This window comes from Staphylococcus sp. B1(2026) (assembly GCF_058895785.1).
Window position 1 is genome coordinate 1 of the sequence record NZ_JBZXTS010000017.1, and the last position, 18,902, is coordinate 18,902.

Annotated in this window: 18 protein-coding genes and 1 other annotated feature; all 18 genes read left to right on the plus strand. The window is 30.2% G+C overall.

Going from position 1 to position 18,902, the window contains the following annotated elements; translation table 11 throughout:
* A partial coding sequence (locus AC5EAH_RS04175) for an ISL3 family transposase (protein ID WP_493493504.1) occupies nt 1-1,146 on the plus strand: 1,146 nt, incomplete at its 5' end.
* Between the two features lie 219 nt (nt 1,147-1,365).
* Nucleotides 1,366-2,283 carry a DUF2232 domain-containing protein gene (locus AC5EAH_RS04180; protein ID WP_493493505.1) on the plus strand — a complete coding sequence of 306 codons (918 nt, stop codon included), beginning with the start codon at nt 1,366-1,368 and terminating at the stop codon, nt 2,281-2,283.
* A gap of 10 nt (nt 2,284-2,293) precedes the next feature.
* Complete coding sequence (locus AC5EAH_RS04185; RefSeq protein ID WP_493493506.1) at nt 2,294-4,261, plus strand: DHH family phosphoesterase; 1,968 nt, start codon at nt 2,294-2,296, stop codon at nt 4,259-4,261.
* Between the two features lie 21 nt (nt 4,262-4,282).
* A complete protein-coding gene (rplI, locus tag AC5EAH_RS04190) occupies nt 4,283-4,726 on the plus strand; it encodes a 50S ribosomal protein L9 (RefSeq protein ID WP_493493507.1) in 444 nt (147 codons plus the stop codon).
* Nucleotides 4,727-4,831: 105 nt separating this feature from the next.
* On the plus strand, nt 4,832-6,226 hold the full coding sequence (dnaB, locus tag AC5EAH_RS04195; protein ID WP_493493508.1) for a replicative DNA helicase: 1,395 nt from the start codon (nt 4,832-4,834) through the stop codon (nt 6,224-6,226).
* Between the two features lie 15 nt (nt 6,227-6,241).
* Nucleotides 6,242-7,315 (plus strand): D-alanine--D-alanine ligase, encoded by a 1,074-nt coding sequence (locus tag AC5EAH_RS04200; RefSeq protein ID WP_493493509.1) that lies wholly within the window; start codon nt 6,242-6,244, stop codon nt 7,313-7,315.
* Nucleotides 7,316-7,327: 12 nt separating this feature from the next.
* Nucleotides 7,328-8,680 carry a UDP-N-acetylmuramoyl-tripeptide--D-alanyl-D-alanine ligase gene (locus tag AC5EAH_RS04205; protein ID WP_493493510.1) on the plus strand — a complete coding sequence of 451 codons (1,353 nt, stop codon included), beginning with the start codon at nt 7,328-7,330 and terminating at the stop codon, nt 8,678-8,680.
* A 373-nt stretch (nt 8,681-9,053) separates the two neighbouring features.
* On the plus strand, nt 9,054-10,610 hold the full coding sequence (locus AC5EAH_RS04210; RefSeq protein ID WP_493493511.1) for a DEAD/DEAH box helicase: 1,557 nt from the start codon (nt 9,054-9,056) through the stop codon (nt 10,608-10,610).
* A gap of 119 nt (nt 10,611-10,729) precedes the next feature.
* A complete protein-coding gene (locus AC5EAH_RS04215; protein ID WP_493493512.1) occupies nt 10,730-12,616 on the plus strand; it encodes an ABC-F family ATP-binding cassette domain-containing protein in 1,887 nt (628 codons plus the stop codon).
* Nucleotides 12,613-13,098, plus strand: a complete 486-nt coding sequence (locus AC5EAH_RS04220) for a metal-dependent hydrolase (protein ID WP_493493513.1) — start codon at nt 12,613-12,615, stop codon at nt 13,096-13,098. Before AC5EAH_RS04215 ends, AC5EAH_RS04220 begins: the two co-directional genes overlap by 4 nt.
* Before the next feature lie 106 nt (nt 13,099-13,204).
* Nucleotides 13,205-14,014 (plus strand): Cof-type HAD-IIB family hydrolase, encoded by an 810-nt coding sequence (locus AC5EAH_RS04225; RefSeq protein ID WP_493493514.1) that lies wholly within the window; start codon nt 13,205-13,207, stop codon nt 14,012-14,014.
* 15 nt (nt 14,015-14,029) lie between these two features.
* Nucleotides 14,030-15,022: a rod shape-determining protein gene (locus AC5EAH_RS04230; protein WP_493493515.1), complete on the plus strand. Its 993-nt coding sequence runs from the start codon at nt 14,030-14,032 to the stop codon at nt 15,020-15,022.
* Nucleotides 15,023-15,032: 10 nt separating this feature from the next.
* A complete protein-coding gene (gene mreC / locus AC5EAH_RS04235; RefSeq protein ID WP_493493516.1) occupies nt 15,033-15,893 on the plus strand; it encodes a rod shape-determining protein MreC in 861 nt (286 codons plus the stop codon).
* Nucleotides 15,886-16,452: a hypothetical protein gene (locus tag AC5EAH_RS04240; RefSeq protein ID WP_493493517.1), complete on the plus strand. Its 567-nt coding sequence runs from the start codon at nt 15,886-15,888 to the stop codon at nt 16,450-16,452. Before mreC ends, AC5EAH_RS04240 begins: the two co-directional genes overlap by 8 nt.
* A gap of 53 nt (nt 16,453-16,505) precedes the next feature.
* Nucleotides 16,506-16,579 (plus strand) — a sequence feature (ribosomal protein L21 leader region).
* A 20-nt stretch (nt 16,580-16,599) separates the two neighbouring features.
* Nucleotides 16,600-16,908 (plus strand): 50S ribosomal protein L21, encoded by a 309-nt coding sequence (gene rplU, locus AC5EAH_RS04245; RefSeq protein ID WP_493493518.1) that lies wholly within the window; start codon nt 16,600-16,602, stop codon nt 16,906-16,908.
* Between the two features lies 1 nt (nt 16,909).
* Nucleotides 16,910-17,239 carry a ribosomal-processing cysteine protease Prp gene (locus tag AC5EAH_RS04250; protein ID WP_493493519.1) on the plus strand — a complete coding sequence of 110 codons (330 nt, stop codon included), beginning with the start codon at nt 16,910-16,912 and terminating at the stop codon, nt 17,237-17,239.
* Between the two features lies 1 nt (nt 17,240).
* Nucleotides 17,241-17,525 (plus strand): 50S ribosomal protein L27, encoded by a 285-nt coding sequence (rpmA, locus tag AC5EAH_RS04255; RefSeq protein ID WP_493493520.1) that lies wholly within the window; start codon nt 17,241-17,243, stop codon nt 17,523-17,525.
* Between the two features lie 80 nt (nt 17,526-17,605).
* Nucleotides 17,606-18,895 (plus strand): GTPase ObgE, encoded by a 1,290-nt coding sequence (gene obgE / locus AC5EAH_RS04260; RefSeq protein WP_493493521.1) that lies wholly within the window; start codon nt 17,606-17,608, stop codon nt 18,893-18,895.
* The last annotated feature ends 7 nt before the right edge of the window (nt 18,896-18,902 follow it).

The following is an 18,902-nucleotide window of genomic DNA, read 5'->3' on the forward strand; positions in this document are numbered from 1 at the left end:
GATTTTGAACTACGCAATAGATACATCACAATTCAAGCTGTAGAAGCCGAAAAATATAAAAATTATTATTGTCACATGGTATACAGTACGTTAACCTATATCCCACATGCATGTGAATGTTGCGGTCATATTAATAATAAACAAGCTATTGTAAAAAATGGTACGAAAGTATGCACAATTTTATGGGGTAAGATGATGGAGAAACCTATTTATTTAAAATTAAGAAAGCAACGTTTTTTATGTAGACATTGTCATCAAACTTTTATTGCCAAAACAACAGAATTAAATGCTTATTCAAATATAGCTAATAGAGTTAAACAAAGTGTTTTGATGCAATCACATATAAATATCTCTGAAAAAAATTTAGGTTATGTAAACTTCATTTCTCACAATACTGTTCATCGATTACTTAATCAACATCTACAAAGACATACGGTTAACTTTGATAAATTACCTGAACATCTATGTTTTGATGAATTAAAAACAACAAAAGATTGTCCTAATAAGATGAGTTTTGTTTATTGTGATGCACAAACACATTTATTATTAGATATTTTACCTTTCCGACGTGCTTACGATTTAATCATGTATTTTATGAAATTTTCAAGAGAAGCACGTAAAAATGTAAAGACGATTACAATAGATATGAACAGTCCTTATATGAAAGTCATTCACAGTGTTTTCCCATCAGCACAAATTATTATTGATCGCTTTCATTTAGTCCAATTATTAACAAGAACATTAAATAAGTTACGTGTGAAATGTATGAATCAAGTCAAAAATTTAAAAAATGATAATGGTAAATTATATCGAAAATTAAAGAAACATTGGCGCCTATTCTTAATACCTAGAGAGAGATTAGATTATGTGGAATTTAAAAAATATGCACTATTTAAATACGAAGAGACACAAGGAAGAGTTGTAGATTATATGCTTTCTAAGCAACCTGAATTAAAGACATATTATGATATCATTCAAGACATGTTAGTCGCTTATGATAGAAAAGATTGGCAGTTTTTTGAAAACTTAACGATTAAAAATTATAAAGAGACACATGACTATATCAAAACAACAGTTAAAACATTGATAAGATATAAAAATAACTTTATCTATACGTATTCTAATGACCTAATAGAAAGTATTTAGTTATACTAAATTTTATAATTTCAAACGTCGTGCGTTATTTCAAATCCATTGCACATATTACATAGAAAAAAACAAATCAAATAAAGTCGCATAGTTGTTCATTTAAACCTTATCAAATTTTGTTCATCAACACTCTTTGACAAAGAGCCCTTATTTTTCAATTGAGAATGTGATATAATATAAATTATAAAATTATAAAATTATGAAAGGATGTATATTTTGACAGAGCAAATAAATAAGTTTTTAGTTAACTTTTTAATGTACATGTTATTATTTTTAATCATGTATATTATGCAAACATCATCTTTGTTATTAATTTTATTTATTGTACTATGTTTTGTACCTACAACGTATTTTGCAGCAACATATAAAGTAAATCATTACATATTAGCGTTTATTTGTATGGCAATTAGTTGTTATTTATTGAATTTTTCTTTCAGTACTTTATATTTTTTAATAATTATTTGGGTTATTGGTTATTTTTTATCGTATAGTTTTATGCAACGTCACTCGAAAATGAAAATTTATATTGAGATGGTTGTACTAATTAATATTTTAATTATAATTTGGCAATTAATATGGAAAATTGGTGGACATGATGTCAATATTGCTAGTATGTTAAATCATCAATTAATAAACCAATATCAAATTGCTTTAGATAAGAAATTATTAGTTCAATCTGATTTTGATTTATTAATAGAACAAGTTCATTTTATGACCAAATTGACACCATCATTTATTTTTTTAGGTTTAGCAATCATATCTCTAATTAGTTTAAATGTGACATGTCAAATTTTAAAACAATTAAAAATTATAATTCCACGTTTTTTTCCGTTTAACGTCTATAATATTCCGAGAGTATTTGTTATAATTTTTATAAGTACTATTTTATTAAATATGGTATTCTCAGCGAGTTATCCAATATTAGCTACTTTATTATTGAATTTGATTTTAATTTTAACAGTAGTAGCTATGCTACAAGGGATAAGTTTTTTATTTGACGTAATAACAAAATATAATGTGCCTATATTTGTTAAACCTATAGTTGTTATTTTCAGTTTATTTTTTATTAATTACATAGCGATTTTAGGGATAGGAGATATTATTTTTAAACTTAAAGAAAAAATTAAGAAATGAGGTGATAAACTTGAGAAAACCAACAAAACAGCGGTTTTTAGTTTTACTTGTTATCATATTTATTTTATTGATGGCAATGTCGATTTTGATTGGTAATAATGATGTCTCTCAAGGTACTATTTCAGCAGTTATTAGTTCATTTCTATTTGCGATATTATGGTGGTATATTATTGAATATAATCGTGAAAATGAAAATTATTTAGAGAGAATGAGTTATCGTATAGATGTTGCAGGTCATCGAATTTTACATCAGTTCCCAGTAGGTGTTTTATTATTAGATGATCAAAATACTATCGAATGGACAAATGAATATTTTTCATCTTATAGTGATGATGATAAATTAATGGGTTTACCTATTAATGACTTTAATGAAGATATTGCTTTAGCATTAGAACAAAATCAAGATTTTAAATCAGAATTTATGTTATTTAATCGCTTATTCCATGTTGAATGGCGTCAAGAACATAGAGTTATGTATTTTTTCGACATTACTGATAAAACATCAGCAGTGAAGCATGCTAAAGAAATAAGACCAGTTATTGCGTCTATTTTATTAGATAATTATGATGATATTACAGAAACATTAGACGATCAAGCAAGAAGTAATTTAAGTAGTAATATTATAGAAATGCTAAATACATGGGCAAAAACGTATAATTTATATTTACGAAGAATTGCATCAGATAGATTTATTGCATTTTTAAATGCACGTACATTAAAAAAATTAGAAGAAAATAAATTTACTATTTTAGATGAAATTAGAGATTTGAAAAAAACAAGTGTTGGTCAAATTACTTTGAGTATTGGTATTGCAGAAGGTACCGATTCATTGACGGCATTAGGTGAATTAGCACAATCGGGATTAGATTTAGCATTAGGACGTGGTGGAGATCAAATTGCAATTAAAAATATTGACGGCTCAGTACGTTTTATTGGTGGAAAAACAAATCCTATTGAAAAAAGAACGAGAGTAAGAGCACGTGTAGTGTCTCATGCATTACAAGAAATTTTAAAAGATATGCAACGTGTAATTATTATGGGGCATAAAAATCCTGATGTTGATGCAATTGGTGCAGCAATTGGTATGAGTAGATTTGCACGTATGAATAAACTTGAAGCATACATTGTGTTAGATGAACAAGATATTGACGATACTTTAGCTAGAGTGATGAAATTAGCTTATCAACAACATGATTTACAATCTATTATTGTAACGCGAGAACAAGCATGGGAATTAATGACGCCAGACAGTGTCTTAGTTGTCGTTGATACTTCAGCTCCATCTAGGGTATTGGATATTTCTTTATTGCATAAAGCCAGTCATACAGTTGTAATTGATCATCATAGACGTGGTGAAGAAATGATTACACAACCATTATTAGCATATATTGAACCATATGCTTCATCATCAGCAGAATTAATTACAGAATTGCTAGAGTATCAACCACAAAATAAACAATTAACAGATATAGAGGCTAATATTATGTTAGCTGGTATGGTTGTTGATACGAAGCAATTTACTTTAAGAACAGGATCAAGAACTTTTGATGCTGCTGCTTATTTAAGACAACATGGTGCTGATCCAATTGTCGTTCAAAATTTATTAAAAGAAAATTTAAAAACAACTTTAAGAAGAAATAGAATTTTAGAATCAGCTAATTTCTATCGCCCGAATATTATCATTGCTCAAGGTTTAGAAGATGAAGTTTATGATCCAGTGTTATTAGCACAAGCAGCAGATACTTTATTAAATATGAGTGAGGTAAGCGTGGCTTTTGTTGTTGCTTATCGAACAGAAGAAACAGTAGGTATTAGTGCACGATCATTAGGTGACTTTAATGTACAATTAACTATGGAAAAATTAGGTGGTGGTGGCCATTTGACTAATGCTGCAACTTTAATTAAAGATAAAACCATTAAAGAAGTTTGTGATATGTTAGAATTAGCGATTAATCAACAATTAGGCGAAGGTATTTAACTATAGAAAAGAGGAAATAAAATGAAAGTAATTTTTTTAAAAGATGTAAAAGGTAAAGGGAAAAAAGGTGAAGTTAAAGAGATTGCAGATGGATATGCAAAATTTTTAATTAAAAATGAACAAGCGAAAGCTGCTAATTCAGCAGCATTAGCTGAACTACAAGGTCAGAAAAAACGTATTGAAAAAGATAAAGCAAATGAATTAGCGCAGGCTCAAGCAATTGCAGAACGATTAAAATCACTAGAAGTTGTGATTAAAGCTAAATCTGGACAAGGTGGACGTTTATTTGGTTCAGTATCTACTAAACAAATTACACAAGAATTAGAAAAACAACATCAATTAAAAATTGATAAAAGAAAAATGGAATTACCAGATGGTATTCGTGCATTAGGTTATACGAATGTTAAAGTTAAATTATATCATGATGTTGAAGGTGTTATTAAAGTACATGTAGTTGAAAAATAAAATTAAATGAGGTGAGTATTTTTTCTCACCTCTATTTTTTATTTAAAAGAAAGTAAATAATATGATAGAATGATAGTAAACATTAAAGTGATGAAAGGGGGCAATATGGAAACACAAGTATTACCACATAGTATATTTGCAGAACAATCGGTATTAGGTAGTGTTTTTCTAGATGCTTCTAAATTTGTAGATATCTCTGAAACTTTGCAACCAGAAGATTTTTATAGTATTGCACATCAAAAAATTTATCGTACGATGTTAAAATTAGCAGAAGATGATATTGCAATAGATAATACAACTATTATCGAAAGATTAAATGCAACTAATGAATTAGAAGAAGTAGGGAATATTACATATATTTTAGAATTAGCACAAGTTGTACCATCGACATCGAATTTAGAACATTATATTACTTTAGTTCGTAAATATGCTATTCAAAGAGATTTAGTTAAAGCAGCACAATTAATTCAACAAGAAGGATTAGAAGGTCAAGAAGATTTAACTTCATTATTAGAAGATGCCGAACGCCGTATTATGGCTATTACGGATATTAATGATACTAAAGGATTTCAAGAAATTAATGATTTAGTACAAATTGTCTATAATCAAGCAGAAGAAATTGAAAGAAATAAAGGTAAAACAACTGGTATTATGTCTGGCTATCCTGAATTAGATCAATTGACTAGTGGTTTTGGACGCAATGATTTAATCATTATTGCAGCCAGACCTGCGATGGGTAAAACAGCCTTTGCCTTAAATATTGCACAAAGAGTTGCACAAAGTGGGCATTCAGTAGCACTATTTTCTTTAGAAATGGGAGCGGATCAATTAACAACGCGTATGTTATGCAGTGAATCTAATGTTGACTCTCAGAAATTAAGAAAAGGAGAAATGACCAGTGATGATTGGGATAAATTATCAACAGGTGTTTATAATTTAGGGAGTCGTCGTATTTTTATAGATGACACAGCGACCATTCGTATTAGTGAAATACGTGGAAGATGTCGTCGTTTAAAAAAAGATAAAGGTTTAGATATGATTGTTATCGACTATTTACAATTAATTTCTGGTAGTGGTCGTAGTAGTGATAATCGTCAACAAGAAGTTGCAGAAATATCACGTTCTTTAAAACAATTAGCACGTGAACTTCAATGTCCAGTTATTGCTTTATCTCAATTATCTCGTGGTGTAGAATCACGTCAAGATAAACGCCCGATGATGTCAGATATTCGTGAGTCTGGGAGTATTGAACAAGATGCCGATTTAATTGCTTTCTTATATCGTGATGATTATTATAATAAAGCTGATGATGAAGATGAAGACGTACAAACAATTCAAGACGATAATCAATCAACCGATATAGAAATTATTATTGCTAAGCATCGTAATGGTCCCACAGGTACAGTTACACTTGGTTTTGTAAAGAATTATAATAAATTTATTTCTTTAGTCAATGAATTTAACGATGTGACTTATGATGATAGTTATATTCGTGGCTAAATATGGAGGAGAAAAATGTCGAAAAAAACAGTAGGAATTTTATATGGTGGTAAATCTGCAGAACATGAAGTGTCTTTATTAACAGCTAAAGCAGTCATGAATGCGATGGATAAGAATAATTATGTCATAGATCCGATTTTCTTAGCTAAAGATGGAACGTGGGCTAAAGGTGATACTATTAATCAAGAAATCATTGATGTTGATGAACTTCAATTTAATCACGGGACATTAAATATATCTGAAATTTTATTGCAAGCAAATAATGGTCAATCATATGATATTATTTTTCCATTATTGCATGGTCCTAATGGTGAAGATGGTACAGTTCAAGGTTTATTAGAAGTTATGAATTTACCTTATGTCGGTAATAATGTACTATCAGGTGCGACTGGCATGGATAAATTAATTATGAAGCAATTATTTAATGAAGTACAATTACCACAATTACCGTACACATATGCTTTAAATAGTCAATGGCAAAAAGAACGTGAATCAATTATTACATCCATTGAACAAAAGTTAACTTATCCAGTATTTGTTAAACCAGCTAATTTAGGTTCATCAGTAGGTATTAGTCGTTGTGCTAATCGTCAAGAACTAATTTCTGGAATAGAAGAAGCTTTTCAATTTGATCGCAAAATTGTTATTGAACAAGGTGTTATCGCTAGGGAGATTGAAGTGGCTGTAATTGGAAATGATGAGCCTAAAACAACTTTAGCAGGTGAAATCAAAAATATTGATGATGTAGCACAATTTTATGATTACAGTTCTAAATATACAGATGGTAAGTCAATCATGATTATTCCGGCAGAAATTGATGATCAATTACAACAACAATTACGTGAATTTGCTGCTACAGCTTTTTCAGCATTAGATTGTTCAGGTTTAGTACGTGCAGATTTCTTTGTAACAGAAAATAATGATATTTTTATTAATGAAGTGAATACAATGCCAGGCTTCACACCATTTTCAATGTTTCCATCATTATGGGATAATATGGGTGTAAGTTATTCTCAACTTATTGATGAGTTGATTGAATTAGGTTTAGAACGATACACAGTCAAACAAGCAATTAAATATTCAGTTTAATGAGGTAAATGTATGAAATGTACAATAGAACAAATTGCTAAATGGGCCAAAGGTCAATTAATTAATCATCAACATCAATCAATAACAAATGTTGTTATTGATACAAGACAAGTCGTAAAAGGAAGTTTATTTGTACCGTTTAAAGGACAAAAAGTTGATGGACATCAATTTGTTGAGCAAGCTTTTGATAAAGGTGCGGTAGTAGCTTTATGGGAAAAAGGTACACCTAATATGCCTGAAAATAAACCCTTAATTATTGTAGATAATACTTTAAATAGTTTACAAGCTATTGCAAGTGCTTACTTATCAACTTTATCAACTAAAATTATAGCAATAACGGGAAGTAATGGTAAAACAACAACTAAAGATATGATTAGTACCGTGTTAGCTAGTCAGTATCATGTACAAAAAACACAAGGTAACTATAATAATGAAATAGGTGTACCATTGACAGTATTATCAATAGAACCAAGTACAGACTATGCCATCATTGAAATGGGAATGGATGATTTTGGACAAATTTCAGATTTATCTCATTTAGTTAAACCAGATATTGCAGTAATTACTAATATAGGTGAGTCACATTTACAACAACTAGGTAGTCGTGAAGGTATTGCCAAGGCTAAATCAGAAATTATTGAAGCATTAAATCCACAAGGTTTATTTCTTTATAATGGTGACGAACCATTACTTGTTAATTTACATCAACAACCTTATGAATTTGATACAGTACGTTACGGTTTATCTACCAATAATCAAATAATTGCTGAAAATATAAATGAACATAATTTAATGACGAGTTTTGAAGTGAACCAAGTTCGTTATCAATTGCCTGTTCTTGGTAAGCATAATGTTTATAATGCTTTAGCTGCTATTATTATTGGTCAGTATGTCGGTTTAACAGTTAAACAAATTGCAACAACTTTAATGCAACTAGAATTAACACCTATGCGTATGCAAGTAACGAAAGGTATTGGCGATACTTTATTAATTAATGATGCTTATAATGCGAGTCCAACATCTATGAAAGCAGCAATAGATACTTTAAGTAACTTAAAGCAGTCATGTAAAATACTTATTGTTGCAGATATGTTAGAATTAGGAGAAGATGAAATTTCATTACATCAAGAAATAGGGCATTATTTAAATAATCAAGCGATTGATATTGTGTTGACATATGGTCATTTAGCACAAACTATTCATCATATTTTATTGAATCATTCTCAAATAAACAGTCAACATTTTGAAGATAAGCAACAATTAATTAATTATATTAAACCTTATTTAGGGAGTGATACTGTTATTTTAGCAAAAGGTAGTCGTGGTATGCGCATGGAAGAAATTTTAGACGCTTTATCAATATAATGAATAAAACAACTTCTTTTGAGGTTGTTTTATTCATTATATGGTACTAGTTAGAAGCGGCAAGTAATTAATTACTAGATAAATTAAATTAAATAGTTTACAAGTGAAGACATTTAAGGTATGATGAATAAGTTATGTTTAAGAGCCAGTCATTATAGACCTAAAAAATAAATGACTATAGAATAAGAATAAAATATTAATTTTACAAAATATGGAAAATTAAAGGTTTGAATGATTAGAATATTGGTGAATACAACATTAATTAATAGAAAAATGTTGTTTTTTTATGTAAATAAACAATATAATAAATAAAATACTTATACCAGTATAGAATATAACAAGATTAAATTTTAAAAATAGAGGAGAAACAACATTGACAACATTTGAAGAATTAGGTATTAGCCCCAAAACGATTGAGGCATTAACAAAAATGGGATTTGAAACACCAACTCCTATTCAAGAACAAAGTATTCCATTATTAATGGCAGGTATGGATGTTTTAGGTCAAGCACAAACAGGTTCAGGTAAAACAGGTGCTTTCGGTATTCCAACAGTAGAGCGTGTTGCAAACCGACAAGGTACACAAGCCTTAGTATTAGCGCCAACACGTGAATTAGCGGTGCAAGTAGCTGATCAATTAAAATTAATTGGTAAAGTACATCAAGTTCGTGTCGCAACAATTTACGGTGGTTCAAGTATTGAACGTCAAATTAAACAATTAAAAACACGTCCACAAATTATTGTAGGAACACCAGGTCGTGTAATTGATCATTTAAATCGAAAAACACTTAAAGTAGAAGATATTCATACTTTAATTTTAGATGAAGCAGATGAAATGTTAAATATGGGATTCATTGATGATGTTCGTTTAATCATGAGTAAATTACCATCACCAAGACAAACATTTTTATTCTCAGCAACAATGCCTAAAGCGATTCAAGATTTAGTACATGAATTTATGAATGAACCTAAATTTGTTAAAACTATGCGTGATGAGAGCTCAAATCCTCAAATTGATGAGTGTGTAACGATTGCTAGAGAAAATGAAAAATTAAAAGTATTCACAAACTTCTTAGATGTACAGAAACCAGAACTTGCGATTGTTTTTGGTCGTACGAAGCGTCGTGTTGATGAATTAACAAGTGCATTAATCGCTAAAGGTTATAGTGCTGAAGGTTTACATGGAGATATCACACAAGCCAAACGTTTAGAAGTATTACGTAAATTTAAAAATAATGCGCTAGATATTTTAGTTGCAACAGATGTTGCTGCGCGTGGTCTAGATGTATCAGGTGTATCACATGTTTATAACTTTGATATGCCACAAGATGTTGAAAGTTATACACACCGTATTGGTCGTACAGGTCGTGCTGGTGCCAAAGGAATGGCTTTAACTTTTGTCAACCCAGTTGAAATGGATTATGTAAGAGAAGTAGAAGAATCACGTGGTAAACGTTTACGTATGTTACGTCCTTTCACTGAACAAGAAGTATTAAAAGCAAAGGAAGAAAATGCTAAATCACAAGTTAAAACTTGGATTGATGAAAATAAAGGTCAAAACTTAGAAAGTTTAGCGCAACAATTAATTGCAGAACATGGTGGATTAGAAGTTGTAAAAGCTATTTTAGGAGAACTATTAAATCATGCTAATGAAGTGGATATTGAATTGTCATTTGAACGTCCATTAGCGAAACGTGGTTCTGGCCGTGGTGGTGGTCGCCGCCGTCGTGGTAATAATGATCGTCAAGGTAACCGTGGCGGTCGTGATAGAAATGGTCGTCGTGGTAATGATCGCCAAAAACGTGATAATGGTGATAAACAATCATCATCTAGACGTTCTAAGTCATTTGCTGATACAGCCTATACAAAAGGTGTTTCAAAAAAAGAAGGTAATCGTGCAAAATTTAATCGTAAAATGAGCATGAAATAATTATTTAAGATTGATGACGGAAGTTATCAATCTTTTTTTATAATTTAGATATATTACTTGAAGTTTAACAATATCTGTTTTATTGTTAGGTAATAGATGTTATAAAGTAGAGGTGTAAAATGAAAGTATATAAAGCAGAAAATATATCTAAAACGTATGGTGATAAAGTTTTATTTGATAATATTCAATTTTCTATCACGACAGGAGATAAAATAGGTTTAATAGGTATTAATGGAACAGGTAAATCTACATTATTAAAATGTATTGCTGGTAAAGATCATTTTGATCACGAAACAATCAACAAACCAAATGATTATTCTATTAGATATTTATCTCAAGATATTGAATTAGATGAAGAAGATACTGTTTTAGATTGTGTATTTAATAGCTCTGCACCAATTATGAGAATATTAAAAAATTATGAGCAATTATTATTGGATATAGAAAAGTATCCAGAAAATTCACAATTACAACAAAGATTGATAACTATGCAAGATGAGATGGATCGTCAAGATGCTTGGGATGCAAGTGCCAATGCTAAAATTATTTTAAATAAATTAGGAATTACTAATTATTATCAACCGATTCGTCAACTATCAGGTGGACAAAGAAAACGTGTTGCTTTAGCACAAGTGTTAATTGAAACACCTGATTTATTATTATTAGATGAACCGACGAACCATTTAGATTTTGAGACAATTGTTTGGTTAGAAAAATTTTTAAAAAATTACCCTAAAAGTTTATTAGTTATCACCCATGATCGTTATTTTTTAGATAATATAAGTACGAGAGTATTTGAATTATCTAAAGCAAAATTATATGAGTATCAAGGTAATTATAGTGAATTCATTGAAAAAAAAGCTGAACGTGAAATAAACGAAGCAACACAGCATATGAAAAATAAACAATTATATAAACAAGAATTAGCATGGATGCGTAAAGGTGCTAAAGCACGTACCACTAAACAACAAGCTAGAATTAATCGATTCAATACATTAGAAAATCAAGTGAATCAACATCAAAATGATGAAAAAATGGATATTCAATTGAATAGTTCACGTTTAGGTAAACAAGTATTTGAATTAATAGAAGCAACTAAACAATTTGAACAAAGTACAATATTAAAAGATTTTAATTTCATCGTTCAAAAATTTGCTAGAATTGGTATTATCGGTGAAAATGGTGTGGGAAAATCTACATTACTAAATATACTGGCAGGTAATAGTTTGTTAGATAGCGGTCAGTTATTAACAGGACAAACAGTAAAAATTGCTTATTATAATCAATTATCGCAAAACATGGATTTATCAATGCGTATGATTAATTATGTGAGAGAAGGTGCAGAAGCAATAGAAACAAGTTCTGGTAAAGTTGTTTCAGCTGCACAATTATTAGAACAATTTCTATTCCCATTATCATCGCATGGTACACCTCTGTACAAATTGTCTGGAGGAGAACGACGTCGTTTATATCTTTTAAGATTATTGATGTCTAAACCAAATGTTTTATTATTAGATGAACCGACAAATGATTTAGATACTGAAACATTAACCATATTGGAACAATATTTAGAACAATTTGAAGGTGCAGTAATTACAGTATCTCATGATCGATATTTTCTTGATAAGATAGTAGACGACTTATTGATATTTAAAGGAAATGCACAAATTGAACATTTTATAGGTAATTATAGTGAATATATCGAAAAACAAAAAATGACAGTGCAAAAAAATAAAGAAAGTGTTGTAACTAGTCATAACAAGCAGATAAAACATAAAGAGAAAAAACGTTTATCGTATAGTGAAAAACAAGAATGGTCAACGATAGATGAAGATATTCAGCAATTAGAAGATCAATTAACACAAATTGAACAAGATATGTTAGCGGCATTAGAAGATTATCAACTATTGCAACAATTAACAAGTGAACAACAAAAATTACAGAATGATTTAGAAGAAAAAATGCTAAGATGGGAATATTTAGCAGAACTGGTAGAACAAACATGATAGGACGTACACATTTGGCAGTAGGTATTGCTGCAGGTATTGCAGCGAGTCAAGAGCTATCCACATTAAATATGCCCTTACTGATTACTACGAGTGCATTGGGAAGTTTATTACCTGATATTTGTCATTCCAATAGTAAAATTGGCAGAAAATTACCTTTGGTATCAACATTCATTCATTTTATGTTTGGTCATCGAACATTAACACATAGTTTGTTTTTTTTATTAATGGTAACCATGTTTGTTTCATTAATTACACAATCAACTTCAATTACTATTGGTATATTAATAGGGATGGCAACACATTTAATCTTAGACTTTTTAACAAAGGCAGGTATTAGTTTGTTTTGGCCACTATCAATTAAAGTGCGTAATTTTTGGACGGTCAAAACAGGTGGTTGGATAGATAAATTAATATTTTATTGTGCGATATCTTATATTATTTATCAATTAAAAGACCAAATAATTAGCTATTTTAGCTAAATTAAAAACATTACAATTTAAATGGTTTTTTTAATGAAATTGAAATCTTTTTGTTATATAATTAGACACAAGAGTTTAATTATGAATAAGAATATAGAGGGATAGTATGACTTATAAAATGATTGTAACTGATATTGATGATACTTTATTAAATAGTCAACGTCAGTTAACTGAAAAAACAAAGCAAGCCTTATATGAAGCGAGTGCAAAAGGGATTAAAATAGTTTTAGCTTCAGGTCGACCAGAAAGTGGCATGAAAAAATTAGCACAACAATTAAATTTAGCTGAAAATAATGGTTATTTACTAGCTTATAATGGTGGGTTAGTTGTAGATTGTAGTAATAATAAAGTAATTTATTCACAATATTTATCACCAGAGCGTTTAGCAAAATTACATGATATTGCGTTAGCTAATGGTGTAGACATTTTGTCATATAAAGATGATAAAATTATTACTAATCGTGCTAATGAATATGCTGATATTGAGAGTGAACTAATTGATGCCCCTGTCGAAGTGGCTGATTTTAAAGCAACAATGACAGTACCAGCTGTTAAAGTATTGATGTTAGCAGAACCAACTAAGGCAGCGATCTTAGAAAAAGAATTAGCGCAGCAATTTAAACAAGAATATACTATTTTACGTTCTAAACCATTTTTCATCGAAGTTACAGATTTAAATATTACTAAAGGACAAACGCTAGCAACATTAGCACAACAATGGGGAATTGAACGACACGAAATTATTGCGTTTGGAGACGGCAATAATGATATTTCAATGATTGAATTTGCAGGCTTAGGTGTTGCGATGAGCAATGCCACCGAAGAATTAAAAGCAGTGAGTGATGTTGTAACCTTGTCTAATGATGAAGATGGTTTAGCACATGCTTTAAATAAATTTGTATTTAATCAATTATAAGAAAGGAGAGCTATAATGCGTTTTACATTAAAACCAAAAGGAATAGGTATAGACTTAGGTAGCTCACATATCGTTGCTTATCTTGAAGAAGAAGGTATTGTAGCAGATATGCCTTCAGTTATCGCATTAGATAAACGTAAAAATAAAATTGTGGCGACTGGTGAAAAAGCACAAGCTATGATTGGACGAAAACCAGAACATATAGAAATGATCTTTCCGATTAAAAATGGTGTCATTGCTGATTTTGATTATGCACTTGTTTTATTAACAGAAATAATCAATGATATTAAGGCGAAATATAATTTGAAATTATCAAAACCTAATCTATTATTGACAGTACCATCACAATTGACTCAAGTACAACAAGAAGCGGTCATTAAACTTTCAAAACATTTAGGGATTAGAGAAGCATTTACTATTGAATTAAGTTATGCAGCAGCTGTAGGTGCTAATTTACCTGTTAATGAAGGACGTGGTAATTTAATTATGACTACAGGTGCAGGTATTACTGAAGTAGTGGTCATTGCATGGGATGGTATTGTCAGTAGTATGACATCTGATATTGCTGGACAAGCTATTGACAAAGCTATTGCACAATATATTAGACAGCAATATGGTTTGATTTTGAGTCCGAAGATGCAACAAAAAGCTAAATATGAAGTGGGTATTCATTTAAATAATACAGATGAGACAATTTTATTAGAAGGATTAGATGCATTATCAACTAAGCCAATAAAAAAAGAAGTAACATACCAAGCAATTTCTGATGCAATAAAAAATGCATTAGAAGAAGTAGTACAAATGATTAAACAAATATTAGAAAATACTTCTCCGGAATTAGTTATGGATATTTCACAAAGAGGATTAGTGTTATCAGGTGGTGGTGCTAAATTAAGTGGTTTAGATGACTATTTAGCACAACAATTAGCATTACCAGTTTATATTGCTGAAGCATGCGAATATAATGTCATTATTGGTGTTGGACAAATGTTGTCAACATTAGAATAAGGAGAGTAGCATGCGTAAAAATAAAAAGAATTTATTAATGATATTAGCTAGCTGTATTGTCATATTAATGATTGTATTATTTTTGTTGCTTAAGAAAAAAGAAGGGCACTCTAATATCATAGAACAATCTTTACATAATACTGTTGTTTTAGCACAAAAAAAATTTAATCAACCAATAAATTATATAAAATCATTTTTTATAGATCAGCAACAAGTGACACAATTAATTGATGAAAATAAAAAATTAAAACAACAAGTTATTCAACAAAATACGTTGACTGAAGAGAATCAACGGTTATCTCTAGAAAATAAAAAATTACAATCAGCACTAAATTATCATATAGAAGACCAACAAATCGAAAAAATAGGTGTCAATATTGTTGCTAACAATCCTATGAGTTTTCATAAAGAAATTGTGATTGATAGAGGAGAAGAGGATGGTTTGCAAGTAGGCATGCCAGTATTAAATTCAAAAGGAATTATTGGTGAAATTATTTCATTAGGGCAACATACGGCAACTGTCAAATTACTTACATCTGGAGAAGAACAATATCACATTTCTGTTATGTTGATTGTTGATGAAAAAATTTATTTTGCGACAATTAAAAAGTTTGATTATAAAACACAAAAATTTATATTAAGTAATGTGCCATTATCTGCAGATATTCCAAAAGATACATTGGTGGTGACATCTGGCTTAAGTGATAAATATCCTAAAGGATTAGTTATAGGTAAATTAGATCAATTACAAATTAATCAATATGGTTTAGAAAAAGAAGGTACAGTCATACCTAATACTGATTATCAAGAATTAACACCGATTTATGTTGTTAAATACAATAAAAATAGCGTGGTAAATGACAATGATTAAGAAAATTTTGTATACGCTATTAGTTGTTTTTTTGTTGATTTCAGAAGGGTTAGTAGCAATGGCTGCTCAATTGCCAAATCATTTTCAATGTGTACCGTATTTTGTTTATACGATGTTAATGTTATTGATATTTAAATATCAAAATAAATGGATTTTAGGTTTAACAATTATATGTGCAATAAGTTATGACATATTATATTCCCCTTATTATATGATTTTTCTAGTTATTTATTTGTTAAGTTATGTAGTCATTACACAAATAAAAAAAATATTTTTTGTTAATTTTTTTGTAGTAGCCATTGTCATTTTATTAGGCATTACTATAAGTGAATTCACTTTATATATGATCAATGTACTAACATTTCCAACATACACCTACTTTTTAGAATATGTCTCGCATAGATTGGGTATTTCTTTATTAATTAATGGTTGTATTATGGTCATTTTATATGTTTTAGTAGAATTGATCGAAAAAATTAAAAAACAAAATCATTATCAACAACCAACGATTCAATATGTACAATCAAATCGTAGAAGTGTAGTAAAAAGATTAAAATAATAGTTGACTAGAAAAAATATTTTATGGTATGATAGTGGTTGTTGAGTAGCACCAAGCTACTACAACCGCTCTTCAATAGGTTAAAGTATTTTAATAATCACCTATTTTGGCGAGTCTGAGTATAAAATTATAGGAGGTGCGAAGTTAATGTACGCAATTATCGAAACAGGTGGTAAACAAATACGTGTAGAAGCAGGTCAAACAATTTTTGTAGAAAAATTAGAAGTTGCTGAAGGTGAAACAGTTACTTTTGACCGTGTATTATTAGTAGGTGGTGATTCTGTTAAAGTTGGTTCTCCAATCGTGGCAGGTGCAACTGTAACAGCGAAAGTTGAAAAACAAGGTAAAGGTAAAAAAATTACTGTTTTCAAATATAAACCTAAGAAAAATAATCACCGTAAATTAGGTCACCGTCAACCATATACAAAATTAACAATCGAAGCAATTAACGCTTAATATGATTGAGGTTGAAGTTTATAAACATGATGATCAAATAAAAAAAATCATCATAGAAGGTCATGCATATTTTGCAGAACCTGGTCAAGATATTGTTTGTTCAGCAGTATCAGCAGTTACATTCGGTGCTATTAATGCAATAGATGAATTAACAGATGCACATTTTGACTTATCAGTAACTGAAGAACAAACAGGTTATATTTTTTATGAAAATAAAGATAATAATATTGAAGCACAGTTACTTTTACAAGGGCTTGTGATTTCTTTACAAACAATAGAGGAATCAAGTTCTAATTACATAAAAATTTTTTTTACGAGTGAGGTGGACTAACATGTTATTAAAATTAAACTTACAATTTTTTGCCTCTAAAAAAGGGGTAGGTTCTACTAAAAACGGACGTGATTCTGAATCAAAACGTCTAGGTGCTAAACGTGCTGATGGACAAGTAGTAACTGCAGGTTCTATTTTATACCGTCAACGTGGTACTAAAGTATATCCAGGTACTAACGTACGTCGTGGTGGAGATGACACATTATTCGCAGTAGTTGAAGGTGTTGTACGTTTCGAACGTCGTGGACGTGACAAAAAACAAGTATCTGTTTATCCAGTAGCATAATAAATTATCATGCAGAGTGATGACGATTTGTCATCACTCATTTTTTGATATAATAAGAAAAGAAGAAGAAGGTGAAATATATGTTTATAGATGAGGTTAAAATCTTTGTTAAAGCAGGAGATGGTGGAAATGGTATGGTTGCTTTTCGTCGTGAAAAATATGTGCCAAAAGGTGGACCAGCTGGTGGTGATGGCGGTAAAGGTGCCGATGTCATTTTTAAAGTAGACGAAGGTTTAAGAACGTTAATGGATTTTCGTTATCAAAGACGTTTTTCTGCCGAAAATGGTGAGCATGGTATGAGTAAAGGTATGCATGGTCGTAAGTCTAAAAATTTAATATTATCAGTGCCACCAGGTACAATTATTAAAGATGAACAATCAGGAGAAATCATTGCTGATTTAGTTGAAGATGGCCAAGAAGCAATTGTAGCAAGAGGTGGTCGTGGTGGCCGAGGTAATTCTCGTTTTGCCACACCATCGAATCCAGCACCTGAATTTGCTGAAAATGGCGAACCAGGAGAAGATCGTCATTTAGTGATGGAATTAAAATTATTAGCAGATGCTGGTTTAGTAGGTTTTCCATCTGTAGGTAAATCAACTTTACTATCTGTATTATCTAGTGCACGTCCTAAAATAGGTGCTTATCATTTTACAACGATTGTACCTAATTTAGGTATGGTCAGTGTTAAAGATGGTAGAAGTTTCGTATTAGCCGATTTACCTGGTTTAATCGAAGGTGCTTCACAAGGTGTTGGTTTAGGTCATCAATTTTTACGTCATATTGAACGTACACGTGTCATTGTACACGTTATAGATATGAGTGGCTTAGAAGGTCGCGATCCTTTTGAAGATTATAAAGTGATTAATGCTGAATTAGAAGCGTATAATTTACGTTTATTAGAACGCCCTCAAATTATTGTAGCAAATAAAATGGATATGCCTAATTCACAAGAAAATTTAGAGAACTTTAAAGCTCAATTAACTGAAGATTATCCAATTTATCCAGTATCAGCGATGTCACATGAAGGTTTAGATAATCTAGTATATGCGATTGCTGATGCATTAGATATCACACCAGAATTCTTATTGGATGATCAAGAAGAAGCGCATGGTATTCATCGTGTTGTTTATAAACATGTTAAGCAAGTTGATACATTTAACATTACACGTGCAGATGACGGTGCTTATATTGTTAGTGGTGATGGTATAGAACGTACATTCAAGATGACTGATTTTAATCGTGATGAATCAATTCGTCGTTTCGCACGTCAAATGCGTTCAATGGGGATCGATGAAGCATTAAGAGAACGTGGCTGTAAAAATGGTGATACGGTACGTATCTTAAAAGGTGAATTTGAATTTGTAGAATAGTATGAGG